At 37.8% G+C, this 17622-nt stretch carries 24 protein-coding genes; 16 read left to right on the forward strand and 8 right to left on the reverse strand.

Annotated features, from left to right (window positions below):
• Position 1: 1 nt before the first annotated feature.
• The gene (locus tag ACTJIP_RS02140) at positions 2-1051 is read right to left on the reverse strand and encodes an alpha/beta fold hydrolase (RefSeq protein ID WP_440704066.1); all 1050 of its coding nucleotides are present in this window, start codon (positions 1049-1051) and stop codon (positions 2-4) included.
• A 227-nt stretch (positions 1052-1278) separates the two neighbouring features.
• Here ACTJIP_RS02140 and ACTJIP_RS02145 point away from each other — a divergent pair, with 227 nt between their 5' ends.
• The gene (locus ACTJIP_RS02145; RefSeq protein WP_077418530.1) at positions 1279-1824 is read left to right on the forward strand and encodes a hypothetical protein; all 546 of its coding nucleotides are present in this window, start codon (positions 1279-1281) and stop codon (positions 1822-1824) included.
• A 450-nt stretch (positions 1825-2274) separates the two neighbouring features.
• Here the strand turns inward: ACTJIP_RS02145 and ACTJIP_RS02150 are convergent, their stop codons facing one another.
• Both ACTJIP_RS02150 and ACTJIP_RS02155 read right to left on the reverse strand, forming a co-directional pair.
• Positions 2275-3759, reverse strand: a complete 1485-nt coding sequence (locus ACTJIP_RS02150) for a serine hydrolase (RefSeq protein WP_440704067.1) — start codon at positions 3757-3759, stop codon at positions 2275-2277.
• Between the two features lie 87 nt (positions 3760-3846).
• Positions 3847-4419, reverse strand: a complete 573-nt coding sequence (locus tag ACTJIP_RS02155; protein WP_077418528.1) for a helix-turn-helix domain-containing protein — start codon at positions 4417-4419, stop codon at positions 3847-3849.
• 187 nt (positions 4420-4606) lie between these two features.
• Between ACTJIP_RS02155 and ACTJIP_RS02160 the strand changes: the two genes are divergently transcribed.
• Complete coding sequence (locus ACTJIP_RS02160; RefSeq protein ID WP_440704068.1) at positions 4607-5500, forward strand: CPBP family intramembrane glutamic endopeptidase; 894 nt, start codon at positions 4607-4609, stop codon at positions 5498-5500.
• Positions 5501-5600: 100 nt separating this feature from the next.
• On the opposite strand, the gene ACTJIP_RS02165 is transcribed toward ACTJIP_RS02160, so the two are convergent.
• Positions 5601-7079 carry a hypothetical protein gene (locus ACTJIP_RS02165; protein ID WP_440704069.1) on the reverse strand — a complete coding sequence of 493 codons (1479 nt, stop codon included), beginning with the start codon at positions 7077-7079 and terminating at the stop codon, positions 5601-5603.
• A 426-nt stretch (positions 7080-7505) separates the two neighbouring features.
• Between ACTJIP_RS02165 and ACTJIP_RS02170 the strand changes: the two genes are divergently transcribed.
• From ACTJIP_RS02170 to ACTJIP_RS02220, 11 genes are all read left to right on the forward strand, one after another.
• Positions 7506-7721, forward strand: coding sequence for a RebB family R body protein (locus ACTJIP_RS02170; protein ID WP_034697211.1), 216 nt, complete (start codon positions 7506-7508; stop codon positions 7719-7721).
• Between the two features lie 17 nt (positions 7722-7738).
• Positions 7739-8254, forward strand: a complete 516-nt coding sequence (locus ACTJIP_RS02175) for a hypothetical protein (protein WP_077418525.1) — start codon at positions 7739-7741, stop codon at positions 8252-8254.
• Positions 8255-8292: 38 nt separating this feature from the next.
• Positions 8293-8481, forward strand: coding sequence for a hypothetical protein (locus tag ACTJIP_RS02180; RefSeq protein WP_077418524.1), 189 nt, complete (start codon positions 8293-8295; stop codon positions 8479-8481).
• Positions 8478-9308 (forward strand): hypothetical protein, encoded by an 831-nt coding sequence (locus ACTJIP_RS02185; RefSeq protein WP_077418523.1) that lies wholly within the window; start codon positions 8478-8480, stop codon positions 9306-9308. Before ACTJIP_RS02180 ends, ACTJIP_RS02185 begins: the two co-directional genes overlap by 4 nt.
• A 41-nt stretch (positions 9309-9349) precedes the next feature.
• Positions 9350-9736 (forward strand): hypothetical protein, encoded by a 387-nt coding sequence (locus ACTJIP_RS02190; RefSeq protein ID WP_077418522.1) that lies wholly within the window; start codon positions 9350-9352, stop codon positions 9734-9736.
• 23 nt (positions 9737-9759) lie between these two features.
• Positions 9760-9987 carry a hypothetical protein gene (locus ACTJIP_RS02195; protein ID WP_440704070.1) on the forward strand — a complete coding sequence of 76 codons (228 nt, stop codon included), beginning with the start codon at positions 9760-9762 and terminating at the stop codon, positions 9985-9987.
• A gap of 462 nt (positions 9988-10449) precedes the next feature.
• Positions 10450-10707, forward strand: a complete 258-nt coding sequence (locus ACTJIP_RS02200; RefSeq protein WP_047378383.1) for a RebB family R body protein — start codon at positions 10450-10452, stop codon at positions 10705-10707.
• A 78-nt stretch (positions 10708-10785) separates the two neighbouring features.
• On the forward strand, positions 10786-11043 hold the full coding sequence (locus tag ACTJIP_RS02205; protein ID WP_077418520.1) for a RebB family R body protein: 258 nt from the start codon (positions 10786-10788) through the stop codon (positions 11041-11043).
• 82 nt (positions 11044-11125) lie between these two features.
• A complete protein-coding gene (locus ACTJIP_RS02210) occupies positions 11126-11383 on the forward strand; it encodes a RebB family R body protein (RefSeq protein WP_077418519.1) in 258 nt (85 codons plus the stop codon).
• Between the two features lie 84 nt (positions 11384-11467).
• A complete protein-coding gene (locus ACTJIP_RS02215; protein WP_047421299.1) occupies positions 11468-11725 on the forward strand; it encodes a RebB family R body protein in 258 nt (85 codons plus the stop codon).
• Positions 11726-11809: 84 nt separating this feature from the next.
• Entirely contained in the window at positions 11810-12073 is a 264-nt protein-coding gene (locus tag ACTJIP_RS02220) for a RebB family R body protein (protein WP_047378387.1), read from the forward strand.
• 68 nt (positions 12074-12141) lie between these two features.
• Here ACTJIP_RS02220 and ACTJIP_RS02225 read toward each other — a convergent pair whose 3' ends face one another.
• From ACTJIP_RS02225 to ACTJIP_RS02240, 4 genes are all read right to left on the reverse strand, one after another.
• On the reverse strand, positions 12142-12819 hold the full coding sequence (locus ACTJIP_RS02225; protein ID WP_440704071.1) for a response regulator transcription factor: 678 nt from the start codon (positions 12817-12819) through the stop codon (positions 12142-12144).
• A gap of 7 nt (positions 12820-12826) precedes the next feature.
• Positions 12827-13471: a sensor histidine kinase gene (locus ACTJIP_RS02230; RefSeq protein ID WP_180564200.1), complete on the reverse strand. Its 645-nt coding sequence runs from the start codon at positions 13469-13471 to the stop codon at positions 12827-12829.
• 74 nt (positions 13472-13545) lie between these two features.
• Positions 13546-14190, reverse strand: coding sequence for a hypothetical protein (locus ACTJIP_RS02235; RefSeq protein WP_180564201.1), 645 nt, complete (start codon positions 14188-14190; stop codon positions 13546-13548).
• Complete coding sequence (locus ACTJIP_RS02240; RefSeq protein WP_440704072.1) at positions 14177-14887, reverse strand: hypothetical protein; 711 nt, start codon at positions 14885-14887, stop codon at positions 14177-14179. The genes ACTJIP_RS02235 and ACTJIP_RS02240 overlap by 14 nt, the downstream gene beginning before the upstream one ends.
• A 206-nt stretch (positions 14888-15093) precedes the next feature.
• Here ACTJIP_RS02240 and ACTJIP_RS02245 point away from each other — a divergent pair, with 206 nt between their 5' ends.
• From ACTJIP_RS02245 to ACTJIP_RS02255, 3 genes are all read left to right on the forward strand, one after another.
• Positions 15094-15729, forward strand: a complete 636-nt coding sequence (locus tag ACTJIP_RS02245) for a LysE family translocator (RefSeq protein WP_440704073.1) — start codon at positions 15094-15096, stop codon at positions 15727-15729.
• A 176-nt stretch (positions 15730-15905) separates the two neighbouring features.
• Positions 15906-16778, forward strand: a complete 873-nt coding sequence (locus ACTJIP_RS02250) for a helix-turn-helix domain-containing protein (RefSeq protein ID WP_428169256.1) — start codon at positions 15906-15908, stop codon at positions 16776-16778.
• Between the two features lie 81 nt (positions 16779-16859).
• Positions 16860-17582 carry an FAD-binding oxidoreductase gene (locus ACTJIP_RS02255; protein ID WP_219073049.1) on the forward strand — a complete coding sequence of 241 codons (723 nt, stop codon included), beginning with the start codon at positions 16860-16862 and terminating at the stop codon, positions 17580-17582.
• Positions 17583-17622: the final 40 nt, after the last annotated feature.

The following is a 17622-nucleotide window of genomic DNA, read 5'->3' on the forward strand; positions in this document are numbered from 1 at the left end:
GTTATTTAGATTGCGACATAGAATCTACCTCTATAATGGCATCTGCAAATGCTTTGGGAGCTTCCTGTGGTAAATTGTGTCCAATTCCGCCTGTCAGGGTATGATGGGCATATTTTCCGGTATATCTGGAGGCATAACTTTCCGGTGCAGGAAACGCAGCTCCGTTGGCATCACCTTCCAGGGTAACTGTTGGGACCGTAATGGACGGAGATTTTGCCAGTTTAGCTTCAAGCGCATCATATTGTTTTTCTCCTTTCGCCAATCCCAGACGCCAGCGGTAATTGTGGATTACGATATCAACATGGTCAGGGTTATCAAATGCTCCGGCAGAGCGTTCGTAGGTCTGATCATCGAAAGCCCATTTTGGCGAAGCTGTTTTCCAGATCAGTTTATTAAATGCCACAGTATTGGCTTTGTATCCCTTATACCCTCTTTCAGTTGAAAAGTAATACTGATACCACCATAAAAACTCGGCATTTGGAGGGAGAGGTTTCTCGTTTGCCTTTGGGCTTCCTATTAAATATCCGCTTACGGCAACCAGGCCAGTGCAACGTTCCGGCCACAATGCAGCCATAATATCAGCAGTTCTGGCTCCCCAGTCAAAACCACCGATTATCGCTTTATCAATTTTCAGGGCATCCATAAAAGCAATGATATCCAATGCAACTGCGCTCTGCTGACCATTGCGCTTTGCATTGGGAGATACAAAAGTAGTAGTACCATAGCCTCTTAAATAAGGAACTAAAACACGGTAGCCCTTTCCGGCAAGTATAGCTGAAGATTGTTCAAAACTGTGGATATCATAGGGCCATCCATGAAGAAGGATAACGGGCTTTCCATTTTCAGGTCCTACTTCCGCATATCCTACATCCAGCAATCCGGCTCTTACTTTCTTTGTATGTTGGAAAGCTGCTCTGACAGCTGTATTTTCAATGTCTTTTTCGCCAGCGGTATAAGTCTGTGCTTTCAGAGACCATAATCCCATTCCTATAAAAATAAGTAAGGATAAAATGGCCTGTACTTTTTTACTGAAGTTCAATGTAGTATTCATAATAGTGATGTTTTGTAATGGTAAAATTATTGCAAAACAGAGATAGAAATAAGTGTAAATACTTTGAACAGGCCATATTGAACGGTGAATACTGATTTTCGCACGGTAAACCAGACAGCAGAATACATAAAGATGCATGAAATGATTATCAAAATAGGCAAAACAGAATTCATCATTCAACAGTTTTTCCAAAAACAGTATCTTCGTATCTGAAAAAATTTGACAAAATGAAGAAAATAGTATTGCTGGCTTCGGCTGTCCTTGTTCTCAATTCATGTGTGGTAAGAACGGCTACAAAAGTAGTTTCAGGCGCTGTAAGCTTAAGTTATAAAGCTGTAAAAGGAACCGTAAACGGAATCAGCTGGGCGGTAAGCAAAGCGAAAGGGAAAATTGATGAAGACCGTATAGACGGAACCTGGAAAGTGGTAGGTGTTTACCGTGGTTCTTTCGAGGATTTTTCAAAAGATCAGAATCCTGACGGCTCATTCACCTCAGAATGTACGGAAGGTTTTGACCAGATTGTTTTCAAGGCTAAAAAGTCTAAATTCAAACCTGTACACTGCAGTTCACAAGATGAAGACTGGGTAAAGTATTCTATGGAGTTCGGAAAAAATCCTTCAACGAAAGAAAAGGAAAATTATATAGAATACAATTCCAACAATTATATTTCTGTCATCGATGCTAATAATAAGACGATGATTCTGGAAGGAAACCTGATGCCTAAGCTGGGGTTTTCCGGAGCTAAGCTGTATCTCCTGGAAAAAGTAAAATAGATTTTAAAAATCAATATAAAACAAATCCCTGCTCTCATTTACTTTGACAACAGGGATTTTTCTTTTAAACGTAAGTTTTTTTTAATAAATTGCCATTGAATTTGAGTTAATTCAGTTGAGTACAATGTATTCTTTGTTTTGCAGCTCTACAATGGAATTTTTTAAACTTTTTACCCTTATCCTTTTATTACAATATTTTAAAACAGGCAAAAATGAAATCCTTAGGTGCAAAAATTTTTACAAGTATTGTTATTATTTTAATCCTGATTAAAATAATCTATTCCTTCAATGTTGAATATAAACGTGGATTAAGATTTGACCATACAATAGGTAATCTAATTATTAGTGTTGTAGCCATATTTATTTTATTCTTTTTGCTCAAATGGTTAAAAAAATAAGTGTTATCAGACTTTAAATCTATTTGAAGTCCTAAAATCCAGAGGATTTACTTTATTTCTGTTCAATGTCAACTATTTTCTTTCCCTGCTCTCCCAGATAGTGAACTACCAGTTTTTCATAGACTTTATAGCCATCATCTACATTGGTAAATATCACAATCCCCTTTCCTGAATTGGGCAGTACAATGGCAATACACCTTGTTCCCTGATCGGCACCTCCATGAGATAAAGCATATTCACCATTCCCAAAATCATAGATTTCAAAACCTAACCCGAAATATTTACCTTCTTTTACTTTTACCTGTTTTTTGATCATTTCCTGAAAGACTTCCGGCTTCAGATTTTTTCCTTTCATAACGCTGATCATAAAATTTCCGTAATCTTCTATCGTGGTATGCATATCATCGGCAGCATTGGCTGTTTTAATTTTTTCTATAGGATAAGCATTTCCCTTTTCATTGTATCCTGTTACAAATCTTGATTCTGTATTCTGATCCCAGATATAGTTTGTGTTATGCATTTTGAGAGGCTGAAAAATAAGTTCTTTCGCAAGCTGGTCCAGTGATTTTCCAAACTTTTTTTCCAGCGCTTTCCGAAGGTATTCAAAACCTTCTCCTGAGTATTGGTATTTTGTACCGGGATCAAACTGAAAGTTCAGTTTTTTGTCGGCGTTCATCCATCTCCAGTTGGGAAAGCCGGTCTGGTGGCTCAGGATCATTCTGGTGGTCAGTTTCTGATGTCTCGGATCGTTGATGATATCCGGATCAGTCCAGTATATATCCAAAGGTTCATCCAACTTCCATTTCCCTAAGCTTATAAGCCTTAATGCGACCATTGCCGTGACAGGTTTGGTAAGAGAGGCTACATTAAAACAGGCATTAAGAGGAGCTGAAATTCCTGTTTTAGTATTTCCAAAAACTTTTACCTTCTGTAGTTTTCCTCCTTCGATAATTCCTAATCCCATCGTTGGAATATTATTTTCTTTCAGCCAGCTTTGCATCGACTGATCGTTATCAAACATTGTTTCATTATCAGTAGTCTGCTTCGGATGGTGATCAAAACTCAATGAATTCTTAAGTTTCCACTCAGCATTTTCCAAAATCCACAGATGAGTAAACTTTGCTTCCCCAACCAATTTTTCAGCTTGATCTCCTACCTTCTCATAAAACAGATGATCTCCGTTCTGAATGGCAGCATATATTTTTCCATCTTTATACATGGGATAAATCTCAGTACTTTTATCAACTAATACTCGTTTTAATTGGTAGGTTTCCGGAGACTTGCACAATCCGTTTTTAAAATCAATGATGAATTTCTTTTTATCCTCAAAGCCGCCTTTATCGTGATAAAATTCAAATCCGTCGCTTAACATGCTTTCCATCTTCCCGATGTTGCAGGTATTGTAGCCTGCTGAAAAAAACAAGCTGTCTTTCAATATAATTGTTTTATAAAGAGGATCTGTTTTTTCTGTCTGTGCATGAACGATACTCATCAACAGAATAAAAAAAGGAAGGATAAGCTGTGCAGATTTTGTCATTGTTATTTTTTTGACAAAGGTTCAATTTCATTTTGTTTTTTTAATAAAAATGAACCCGACAAAAACCCGACAAAGCCACGACACAAATTATAACATACTGAATTTCAATTTGAAATACAGTTTCTTTTTGCGGTCAATCTCTGCAGCATTCCGGAGGATCATAAATACATTGGACAGTACAATAAGGATCATCAGAATAAGAGTAAACTCTTTTCCGAGCTTTAAAAAGATACCGAGCATAAATACAATGGGTGCCATAGCTGTCCAAAACATTTGCAGTGAAATAATCTGTTTGGTGAGACTGTTTCTCTGCTTCATGATAAACATTAATAGAAAGGGAGCCAGAATATTTAATGGCGGTACAACCACAAATAATAAGGAAGAGAGATTGATCATTTTAACCAAAGAATAATTGATCGTTTCAGGTTCTTCTGCGGTTTCTGTTGTTACCTCATTATTTTCCTGGGAAATGATGATTTCTTCTTGCAATAATAAAGATTCCTCTATTTCCAAAGTCTGCGCCAGCGTTCTTAAAGTATGTCCCTTAGGTTCTGTTCCGGATTCTATCCGCTGAATAGTTCTTACAGAAATTTTTGATTTTTCTGACAGTTCCTCCTGAGTCAGATTTTTTTGTTCTCTTATCGCTTTTAGTCTGGACATGTTCTAAGGTAATTCTGAAAAAAATGTTTTGGCTAATTTACAGTTTTCCATTATTAAAAAACGGAAGACCTCTTTTTTAAATTGAACAGTGCTAAAATTAATATTCATATAAGAAATAAGTGTACTTTTATTAAAAAATAACCTTCTATTTTTCAACTATTTATAAACTACAACACCAAATCAGTTTATGGAAAATACAATATCCAAATCCGAAATCAGGAAGAATATTGCCACTTACCTGTTTCTTACCCTGCTTTTCTGTCTCCCGGTCTATTATATGTGCATTCGTACCGGGAAACTCGGTGGCGGAATTATATCCTATGCTACCATTGTGATGTGGTGCCCGGCCATTGCAGCACTTCTTACCTGCCGTATCCGGAAAATTCCTGTTTCTTCCCTGGGCTGGAAATGGGGCCTTACGAAATACCAGATCATGGCTTACTGTATTCCTGTTCTTTACAGCTTTATTCCTTACCTCATCATCTGGATCAGTGGAGCTGGCGGCTTTTATAATCATGAGTTTATAGCAGAAGCCGGTAAAGGTATGGGCTGGAACCTTTCTGATGGTCTGACCGTCATCCTGTATGTAATTCTGATGAGCAGTTTTGGTATGGTACGTTCTGTAGGATCGGCATTGGGTGAGGAAATAGGCTGGCGGGGATTTCTTACTCCGCAGTTAGCAAAGATCAATTCTTATACTGCCACCTCCCTTTGGATGGGTCTCATATGGGCTATCTATCATTATCCTCTTCTGCTTTTTTCCAATTATAATACGGGTGGTCCCAAATGGCTGGCTCTTCTATGTTTTACGGTCATGATATTTGCATCTTGTTTCATTTTCACCTGGTTACGGTTAAAATCCGGAAATTTATGGACAGGTGTTATTTTACATGCCAGCCACAACCTTTTTATACAGTCTATTTTCACACCGCTTACTGTGGATACGGGAAATACCAATTATTATATAGATGAGTTTGGGATTGCCCTGCCCATTGCAACCGCTGTTGTTGCCTATTTCTTCTGGAGAAAGAGAAAGGAATTACCTGAAAAGGAAACTGAAGATACCCTTCTTTCAGCATAGCACTATTCATCAAAAAACAGCCTTCTGTGTAGAAGGCTGTTTTTTGAAATATCAGTGAAAATTTGTATTGTAATTAACCATTAGAGTCCGGGCTTACTGTTTAATCAGCAATTTCCAACAGTTTTTTGTAATCTTTTCTTTTCTGTGGGATGATTGGGTTATACGTAATTTCTTTGTCAACCCAGCGTTCAGGCTTTAAAAATGAGAGTATAAGCTCCATATCTTTGTCATTAAATCCTTCATTAAACCTGCTTTTTTCTTCTTTTGGTATGGAAGTTAAGGCTTTTTCATCTTTTCTACGCGGAGCGAAATGCGCCCCTGTATAATCTCTTTTTTCGTCTCTGAATTTTGCTTCTATAGTAGGTTTAAGCTGCTGCTTCAGTTCTTTTATCTCATTTTCTGTTTTAGGTGTGGTCATTATTATTTTGTTGATCTCTTCACCTAATTCGTACTCAATTCTTTGATTGATGTCTTTTATTTTTTCCTGAAGAAATTTACCTGATCGTGTTGGTGGTTCACTCAGCAACAAACGTTCATATCCGGTGGCATCACCTCCTTTTTTAGTCTTACCTTCATTCTCCTTCTTCCAGGCAAGCATTCTGCCTCCGCTCTCACTGCCTTCTTCTTCCATGTACCTTACCGTGTATCCTAACATCGCCATCACTTCAAGGTTACCGCTTCTGAAGCCCAGATGCTTTACATGGGTGAAATTTTTCTCAAAATACTCATACAGCTTAAACTGCCCAAAACGGGTATTACCTCCCCATGCTAATAAAGATGGTGTTTTATCATCCCAAAATTCGGTGATGTTGAATACTTTGGAAGGATGAATATACCTTTTGACCTCATTGACAATGTCATCAAACTTAGATCCTCTCTCTTTCACATAGCCTTTATCTCCGGTAATAATAATTGCATCATACATCTCTGCTACTCTATAAACAATCTGCCTGATCCCTGTATAACTTGTATCGTGCTCTATATGAATATCTCCTCCTTTCCCACTGAAACGGGACCATAAAATAAGTAAGTTGGTACCGCTGGTGGGTATTCCTTTTTGTTTCAGCCATTCTTTTATAGCCTCATTTTCATCGCTATTGATATTGACCCTCCATCTTTCTTTTAGCTTAGCTTGTAAGGCCGGCGAGTATTTTCTGGCAATGTAATCTGTTCCATAGTTCACCCCTTTAATATATCCCTTTCGCTGATACTTACGTGCTTCATCTTCTAATTTTTTCTTACCGGCTTTATCTCCCCTTAACTGTTTTACTTCTACAACATGTATTCTGTCCTCACCTATCCCGGAATCTCTATAGAATTTTTTTATAGAATCTGCTTTATCGGTATGGTCTTTGACCGTGCCGTCGCCTTTTGAAATGACAACATGAAGCTCCTCATCATCAATTAAAGTCGCGGCAATTCCAAACATATCACCGGTGGCATATCCGGGCTGGATAAGCACTTTAGGTTTAAATTCAGGTTTGGGGCCACGTTGACGTTCAGGTCTTGGTGCTGGTCTGCGAGCAGCAGCATCTGTATTGGAAACAGCTTCTTTGTTTTTTTTTCTATTTCTTATCATATCGTTTATTATAATACGTTAGGGAACAAATTTCAAGGTAAAGCTCCCGACAAAATAGAGGGGATCTACCCATTTTTAGAAATTCAGGGTTTCCCCTTATGGGCAGATAGTGTATTTGTGTATCATGTAGTAATGATGATAGAAATACAGTTATATGGGCTGTTCTATTTTCCGATTCTGTTATTTACTGACACGATGGTTATCTAAAAAATTCACTCGTAGGAGAATTCCCTTATTTTTTAAAATTCAGTTTTTTCCCTTAATGAAGATTTATTCCGTTTGATGAAATTTGTATCAGACAAAAGAGATCAACAGTCTCACAGTGAAGACCTAACCAAGACCTAACAGTAAGGTTGAGTTGAAACAAAGACTTTGAAAGAAGATGTTTGAAAATAAAAAATAATAGTAACCCATTAAAACCAGAATATGGCAGAAACCGTAAACACCCAGACTACAGATGCAGTAACGCAGACCAATGTTACCGTACTTGGTGAGTCTCCCGCACAGGCTATGAGTATGCTTTACCAGATGGCCACGCATGCCAGTGGAATTTCTATTCAGAATTCTGTAACAAACCAGCAGAACTTGAACCAGCTCAACCCTGCGATTGTTGCAGATGCCATTAAAATTTTAAAAGGATAATATAAAACCTTACAATCATGAGTGAACACAACAGTGAAACCCAACAATCCCAGGCAGCAAATGCTACCACTCCGGCGGAGAAAGCTGTAGTATTTGTGAACAGTGAGGTACTGGCCCCTCCTAAGGCTTCCCCAATGACCGGAGTAACAAAAGTAATGATAGAACAGTCTACAGGAATGATGGTTCAGGATTTACAGTCTTTTTTGAAAGGATTTGAGCAGGTAGGTTTGATTGCATTAAGCAGGCTGGCCAATAATCTACTAACGTATGGAACGACTTTCGGTCCGGCTCCTGGTAGTAAAGAAACTTCCACTCAGATGGCAGAGCACCTGCAAGGCCAGGATGCAGGAAAGGGAAATGAAATGATGAAAGATCTGTTCAAAATGGTAAGTGAATATGCTGAGGTGAAGGCTAAAATTTCCAATACTATTTATAATGTCAACACGCCTCCGGTTCCAGTGGCTCTTCCTTCTCCTCCCTCGTTTACGGAAGTTTCTCCTGAGACTGAAGATCCTGAAAAAAAAAACGAGTAGATCCGGTTCCGGAAGAAGTCTCATCAGAAAAGGAAGGTATGAGAAAAAGCTTTATCACGGCTGATCATGGGGGAAAATTAGTATTAAAGTCAGTAAAACTGACACAGCCACTCGTAAAACCAGAGATTAAGGAAGCAGTAATTCCTTCAGTAGAACCTGAAGTTAACCGCAAGAAAAAAACAATAATAAATCAACTCCTTGAAAAAATTAAAATAAATAAAAGATGAATTATTCTTCAACAACCAAACCCGCCAAAATTTTAAATCTAGAAAATTTAAATGATTTAAATGAACGACTTTACCTGACCCGAAGCAGTGATATTTCTTATTTTGACACGAGAAGTACTGATGTTAAAAAGACGGAACATAATGCAGAGCGAGTTGTATTTAATCTTCAGACCTCAAACATTAATATTCAGCCTGCCATAAGACTGGTGAACTGCATCAACAGAGGAAATAAAAGATACAATCATTTCCAGTCTTTTGTAGTGGAACCTATAGACAGATCAACTGGAATCGCCGTCATCATGGTCAAGCTGGATGATCCGAAAGCTTTTTATTGTAATGTGAGAATTTTACCTTTTACCACCTTAAATGAAATTGCAGTTTCAGATCTTGATTCAAAACTTCTTACCATTAATCTTGAAAAGGCAAAATGGATTCTCAAAACAGATATCACGATCACTCCATCTGATACGGGAGAAGCTCAGTATTCTGTACATGATGTGGATGTAGCTGCTATTGCCGAACTGGTAAGCCAGGAAGAAATAATTGAATTAAAAAGAGAGCTGGAATTCCAGGCTTCTAAGCTGATTGCCCATTATTTCCAGGAAATCCTGAGTATTGTAGTGAATGAAAACCCTCCAAACAACGGCAGGCTTCCTGTAATTCCGGATGATTATATCCTTACCCTTCCTCCGAACCAGTTAAAAGAAATGTTGTCAGCCACTGCTATTTCAGCGTGTATTGCGTTGGAGATAACGGGTTATAATGTAGTAAAAGATATCAACCACGACTGGAAGGCTGCAGCTGCATTTATTAATTATCTGCTGTAAAGTAAGCGTTTACTTTTTCCAACATTATAAAAACAGTACTTATGCGCAGAAGAACCCGCAAGAAGGCACCCGCTCACAAACCTCCGGTACCTGTAACGGAACCTGAAATCGTCGAAAAAGAAATCATGCCTTTTGTTTTAAGACATGAAGAGGAAATCATTAATTACATCAGAGATAAAGCCGTCAAAGAGACCATGAAATCACTTGGCCCTTTGCTGGAAAAGCTGGAAGAAGCTGTGAAACAACAAGAATCACCTCAGGCACAGGAGACTATACCACCACCTCAGGCTGATCCTCCTATGATGAACTATGAAGAACAGTTGAAAAGACTTCAGGAGGCCTCAACAGCAAAGGTAAAGGAGAAAGAGCTCAAAATAATAGACCGAATGAATAAGCTGAGTGCCAGATTTGGTAATATCCGCCCTTAAAAACATCAAAACCAACAGATATTATGAACGAAATCGATACTATAATTATGGGAATGTCTACCGCTGTACCTAACGCCATTTCAACACAGGTAAATGCGCATTCTACAGGTGCAATGCAGATCAATTCTGCCCTGAACCAGCAACGAAATAACATGACGGCAATCGGCAGCTATGTCATGGGTCTAAAAAAAATGAGTCCAAAGAATATGAAAATAAAAGAACTGGAGACCATTAGGAAAGGACGTTTCTAATTTCAGTTCAACCCAAACTACGGATGTGGTTTATTTCCCTGCAGAGATGAAATCCGGTGCCCTCAACATATATACAATCAGGTCAACATTTATTTGCACCGTCTTTCAGATTCTGTCTATGTACAGAAGCAATCATTCAGAATCCATCTTTAGCCCAAAGGAATCCAGCATTGCCAGCATACCTGCAGTAGAAATTTATTTTTAAGACAGATATTAAAAATAAAAGCCACATCCTTTTATCAGGAAATATGCTTTAAACTCACACAGATTTTACAGATAAGGGTTTCAACCATTGTATTCAGAGCCACCCCTCAAGTCTAATTTATTCATAACCTGTCAATACCAATGCCTTTGAAATGTATCATCTGCAGGATCTGTAGTGAGTTTAAAATAAAATACAAAACTAGTTTACCTCAATAATTATTAACCGAGATCAGATCTCAACAAAAAACAAAAACAATTATGCCAGTTAATGAACAAATCACAGACGCAGTAACGCAATCGAACGTGAAAGTAGTAGGAGAATCTCCTGCAATGGCTTTAGCCAACGTGTACCAATCTGCAGCCCATTCTACAGGAATTATGTTTGAAAATGCAGTGAATGCACAAAACCAACAGAATATTTTAGGGCAGGCAGCTACCACTCAGGGTATTCTGCAGATCTACAGCCTGGATACGGTAGCAGATGCGGTTTCCATTGCTAAGATTCTTAAGCCTTAATTTTTACACTTTTTTGATAAAAAGTAATTCTCAGCCGGAAAATCCGGTCGTTTTTTAACCTAATAAACAATAATCATTATGCCAGTTAACGAACAAATCACAGATGCAGTAACACAGTCGAACGTAAAGGTAGTTGCAGAATCTCCTGCAATGGCTTTGAGTAACGTGTATCAATCTGCTGCCCATTCTACAGGAATTATGTTTGAAAATGCGATGACTGCTCAAAATCAGCACAATATCGTAACGCAAGCAGCTACCACACAAGGGATCACTCAAATCTACAGTAAAGATACTATAGCTGATGCCATCTCCATTGCTAAAATCCTTAAACCTTAATCCATTTTTGCAGACCGCAAATAAAACAATTTTATACCACCGGAAAACCCGGTTATTTTAACCCAAATAAACAATAATCATTATGCCAGTAAACGAAAAAATCACAGACGCAGTAACACAATCGAACGTAAAAGTAGTAGCAGAATCTCCTGCAATGGCACTTGCCAACGTATATCAATCAGCAGCCCATTCTACAGGAATCATGTTTGAAAATGCAATAAATGCACAAAACCAGCAAAACATTGTCACTCAAGCAGCTACTACACAAGGAATCACTCAGATCTACAGTCTGGATACCATTGCTGATGCTGTTTCTATGGCTAAAATCCTTAATCCTTAATCCATTTTTGCGAAAAGCTTAAATACCATTGCCCGAACAACCGGAAAAGCCGGTTGTTTTTAACCCAAATAAACAATAATCATTATGCCAGTAAACGAACAAATCACAGACGCAGTAACACAGTCGAACGTAAAGGTAGTTGCAGAATCTCCTGCAGTAGCTTTAAGCAACGTATATCAGACAGCAGCACATTCTACAGGAATTATGTTTGAAAATGCAGTGAGCGCGCAAAACCAACAGAACATTGTAACTCAGGCAGCTACTACACAGGGTATCGCACAGATCTACAGTCTGGATACCATTGCTGATGCTGTTTCTATGGCTAAGATCCTTAATCCGTAATTCATTTTTGAGGAAAGCCTTAAATAATTATTTTAAACAACCGGAGAATCCGGATACTTTTAACCCAAATAAACAATAATCATTATGCCAGTAAACGAACAAATCACAGACGCAGTAACACAATCGAACGTAAAAGTAGTAGCAGAATCTCCTGCAATGGCTTTAAGTAACGTATATCAATCTGCAGCACATTCTACAGGAATTATGTTTGAAAATGCAGTGAATGCACAAAACCAACAGAACATTTTAGGTCAGGCAGCTACCACTCAGGGTATTCTGCAGATCTATAGCCTGGACACTGTAGCAGATGCGGTTTCTATTGCTAAAGTATTGAATCCTAAATTATAGTGTATTTTTAGATTTCTTGTTATCAGGGAGTGCATTCATGTACTCCCTGATTCTTTTTTTGGATAAAACTATTTATCAAATAATACGATTTCGTTCGGATCTATAACCTGATTCTGCACTGCGTAAATAACGAGACCTGCCATATTTTTCACTCCTGTTTTGATCATCAGGTTGGTTTTATGGGTTTCTACAGTTTTGGGAGAAATAAAAAGAGAATCAGCTATTTCCTTAGTGCTGAGCTGTTGACAAACCAGCCGCAGAACATCCACTTCTCTATCGGTAAGCTCATTCTTTGAAAAGGCATGAAACTCCGGAAGCTTATTGGAAAGCTGACTTCTCATGACATCAATCTGATCATTGGAAAAGTAATGTCCTGTGTGGTGAACAGTTTTGATGACGGCCAATAATTCTTCTAATTCAATTTCTTTGGGTAAAAAAGCATGGGCTCCCATTTTCAGCATTTGTCCCATAAATGAACGGCGGTAAAAACTGGAAAGAACAATGATTTTTGTCTCCGTTTCTCTTTTGGCCAGTTCAGACATTACTTCAAGGCCATCACCATTCGTCATTCTCAGGTCCAGAATCAGAATATCTAAAGATACGGAATCCTCGGTGAGAAATTGATAGCCGCCTGTTGAGGTCAGCGTAACTTGATACTCTCCATTATGATCAATATATTTTTTCAAAAGCTGTACAAACAGCAGGTCATCATCTACAATTCCGATTTTAATTTTTGTGTGTTCCATGTTTATTTTATTGTATGGCCATACAGGCTATGAATTTTGTGCCTTTTTCGGGCTGTGTTTTAAGTTTATAAATGGCTTGAATTTTTTGTGCTCTTGACTGAATATTCCTCAATCCTATACCTCCTAAGTGGGGTTCCATGATAAAACCTCTCCCGTTATCTTCTATGGTCAGCATCAGATAGTTTAGAGATATTCTCAGGGATACATCTACTCTGGTAGCTCCAGCATGTTTCAGAATATTGGTGATCAGTTCCTGAACAATTCTGAAAAGGTTCAGTTTTACCGGACTGCTGATCGGAGCTCTTATCGTAATATGGCGGAAAATGACTTCTATATTTTTATTAACCTGTTCAAGATAGTCTGCAATCAAATCTTCCAACTCAACTTCATCAAGATCCGGCGGTGTAAGATTATGAGATAATTCCCTTATCAGCTGCATGGATTTTTTTAGATCGCGATTAAGCTCTTCGGGGTTTTTATCCGTAAGATTCAGACGGATGAGATTCAACTGTGAGATAATATTATCATGAAGTTCTTCTGCAAGACGCTCCCTGTCCTGTTCCTGTAAAAGCAGTGTATTCTCCCAATATTCCTTTTTTGTATTCCGGACCAGCTGAGATACTTTCTGTTTATTTTTCTTTATACTTTTCAAATAATTAATAACCAATAACGTAATGAATAACGTTGTTAAAAAAAATAGTCCAATACCGATCCATATCCATAGAACTATCTGATCCTGATTTTCCCAACGCCACATCCCAGATTAATAAAAGCAATATAAAAAGACAATAGCAAGATGCCTCTAAAAAGCCAGATAGGTGCTACCCAACTCAGATGGTTGCTGATTAAAAAATTAAAGGTCGTGGATATGATGCATTCAATAGAAAAAAACAGGAAAACAATGACGTTCACGATAAACATATCCCGATCTGCCTTCCCTTCCCTTATGATCTTCATAAAATAAGAGGCGGCATAACTACAAATAATAATACTGGTGATAATATTGGAATAAAAAGTAACCTGTGTATTATCCTGCACACACAACACATTAATAATCAGTATCAATATTGCATAACCATAGATCATCCACCTTAGCTCACGGGAAAGCCGGATGTAGTAGTTGCTATAAATCACAGTAAGAATCATTAAGCCAAAAAACTGGCTCAATATATAGTTGTAAATATTGAGTGTATTTAATTTCATCAGCCGGTCCGCCAAGTCCGTCAGCTCCAGCATGAATTCTCCTGAGAGAAGTATAATCACAGGAAGTTTTGTTTTTATCCCTTCTCTTACCAATACAATCAGTCCTGTACATAAGACCAGGTTAATAATAATTTGTAAATACAGGGATAAGCTGTTATACGAAAACACTGGTGCTTTGCTTCAAAAGTTGATAATCATTAAGAGTATCAACGGTAAAAGGAGGTCTTGGAGTAGAATAATTTTCTGCAGTCTCACTCATATGATTAATCGCAAGGCTTTTCACTGTTATAATTTCGATATGATAAGGAAACTCCGGATCTTTTTTCTCCAGATCATCGGTAAGTCCAAAGAAACTGGTACAGGTTTGTCCTCCTGTAATTCCCATTTTATCATAATCTGAAAACGGAATTGAAATCAGCTGAAAAATAGCTTCTGTTTTCTGAGCCTGTATCCATGATGTACCGAACATGTTCCATCTGAAATTACGGTTAATGGCTGATTCAGACGTAATTGGAGGTGATATCACTTCTCGGTCATTGCTGCTCTCCATCTTCTCTTCAGGAAATTTGCTTGAAAATTCTTTAATAATGATGGTACTAAAATCGGCATCCTTATCACTTTTAGAATCAATCAGAAAAAATTTCAGCTGCTCCTCATGAATACCTACATACGCATGAATTGTCTTCAATTCTACGGTTCCAAGATTCTGTTTCCATTGTTCAATTTCGTCACCTGAAACACTGAAATGAGTTCCCTGATTTAAAAAATTCAAAATTTCTGCCCCATTTGTATCAATTCCGTTTTTATAAGAATCAATAAGATTTTTCCATTTTCTGATGGCTTCAAAGATGTTTTCAGTAGTCATGATACTATTTATTTGTGAATGATAATTATTTTATGTGTTGAAATTTACAAAAAAAAACAGACTGCTATTTATTTTAAATCACATTCAAGTGGAAAATAAAATTTAATTGAGTAAAAATTAATATTTCTGCAATTTTTTATAATATCGGATCAGGGACAGTCTGTATCTTTGTGCCGGGAATACTCCCGTTTAAATAACTACTGTCAATGATTCCATTTCACGAACTTATATTTTTCATCCTGGCTGCACTCATCTTAGTGATCAGTCCCGGTCCTAATATGATTTACCTGATTTCAAAGTCTATAACACAAGGGAAAAAGTCCGGATTTATTTCCTTGGCCGGAGTAGTGTGCGGGTTTTTGTTCCACATTATCATGGTATCTTTTGGTCTGACTGCAGTTTTGCTGGCTGTTCCATTGGCTTATACCGTTCTTAAAGCCCTGGGAACGGTCTATCTTTTATATCTGGCCTATCAGGCTGTAAAACCAAAAAGCAGGAATATTTTTGATGTTGATAAGAATGTTGCTCATGACAGTCCCAAAAAGCTTTTTACCATTGGTTTTTTAACGAATGTATTAAATCCGAAAGTGGCTGTCTTTTACCTGTCTTTCTTTCCTCAGTTCATCAAACCTGAGTATGGTTCCGTATTCACGCAGAGCCTTGAACTTGGAGTAATTCAGGTTCTAATCAGCTTCACCATTAACTTTATCATTGTATTAACTGCTGCAAGAGTTGCCTTATTCTTTTCCAATAATCCGGTCTGGATAAAGATTCAGAAATGGTTTATGGCCAGTGTGTTAACCTATTTAGCGATAAAAATGGCATTTTCAAAAGCAAAATAAAATCCGGAACAGGTTTCTTTCTGTTCCGAATCCCGTTGTATATTCATATAAAATCTGATCTAAAGAAAATATTATCATTATGCACCGCGAATTTGAGATTAATATTCCGGATGTAAAACCGTGAAAATACGTAATTTTACGGTTGCGTATTTATCCTCATCACAACTGGCTTACAGATGAAACAGACTATTCCTACTTACGATTTAAACGGCATTTCTCACCACAGATTCCATGTTAAAAGAATGGATAAACGGACTCAGGATGCTGAAGATATTCTTTTAGACAAAGGAATACACCGGGACAGTCATTACATTTTCACCTGTATGGAAAGCGGTCATGTAAAAATGATGGTAGATTTTAAAACAATTGAATCAAAAGATTCCGGTATTTTCTGTGTATTGCCGGGGCAGGCCCATCAGGGACTTTTGATGAAAGACGTTTGCGGATGGTTTGTAGCTGTAAAAGCGGAACTTGTTCCTGATATGGTACGTGCTTTTTTTGATGAATCTCTGGGTGAAATACAGCCACTGCTTATTGACAAAAAACTCATTAAAAAAATAACCACAACAGCCAGTATGCTTCATGCCTCTTATACAAACGAGATGCTTTCCTCCAAAGAAGGATTTCTGGTTGTTCATTCATTGCTTAATGCATTCCTGGGTATGTTTGCCTTGATTTATTCCCAGAAGAATCTACCTCCTGCTTCCAGTGAAAACCGGGCTTTACAGTTATCGAGAACGTTCAGAAGCTTGGTTCGAAAGGATTTCAAAACCTCGAAAAGTCCATCCGAATATGCAGAAATTTTAAATATCACAAGAGGATATTTGACGGAGGCTGTCCGGGAAGCAACCGGAAAACCTGCACAACACTGGATTCATCAGGAGATTTTAATTGAAGCTAAAAGATTGCTGGTCTTTACGAGCCTAAGTGTAAAAGAGATCGCTTATGAATTGGGATATAGTGACCATACTTATTTCAGCCGCTTATTTTCCAAACTGGAAGACCAATCTCCATCAGAATTCCGGAATCTACATCAAAACAAACACTAACCACGAATAGTCCAATTATTCCCCCGAAACAGCTATCGGTATTTTCTGATTTTGCAACGTCCTTTGCAATAAAAATGATTTATGCCGAGTTTACCAAAATGGATCAACGACACTGTAGAAAATGTCTGGTCCTCAAAATTTAAAGACTGTACGGTTATCCAGATAGAAAAAATTACGAATGATCTTCGTCTTGTCCGTTTTCAGGCTGACTTACAGGATGTTTCTTACGAACCTGCGTATGCAATAGCGATAAGAATCAATGGCCGCGATTTCCGGAATTATTCTCCCTTTAATTTCAACCAGGAGGCCGGCACTTTTGATATCCTATTTCACCTACATGATACATCTGCTGCCGGAAGCTATTTTGTTACCCAGCTTTCTGCCGGAGATTCTATAAAGCTTTTAATGCCCAGAGGAAAACAATTCTTTGCTCCCAACGCAAAAATTCATTTTTCTGTGGGTGACGAAACTTCACTGGGAAGTTCACTTTCGATCAAAGAAGCCGTGGAAGAAAATGGTTCTTTATTCATCTGCCTTCATGAACTGGAAGAATGTTCTGCTCTTGAAAAACTGAATTTATATGGCTATCACAGCCCCAAAAACAATACCATGAGGATGATTGAAGCGCTGAATGATTTTCTGAGGGAGGAAAAAGAAGCTATTTATAATGATGATGCTGTTTTCTACCTCACCGGAAACGGAGAAAGAATGTCTCTGATCAGGAAGTTTCTTAAGGCCAAAGGAGTTTCTCCCAAATGTATAAAATCACAGGCATACTGGATTGAGGGGAAAAAAGGATTGTAAAATGGCAAAACAGCAGTATTTTTACTTTAACAGAGAAACC

It is taken from the genome of Chryseobacterium sp. 22543, from assembly GCF_052044565.1.
In the GTDB taxonomy this organism is placed as follows: domain Bacteria; phylum Bacteroidota; class Bacteroidia; order Flavobacteriales; family Weeksellaceae; genus Chryseobacterium.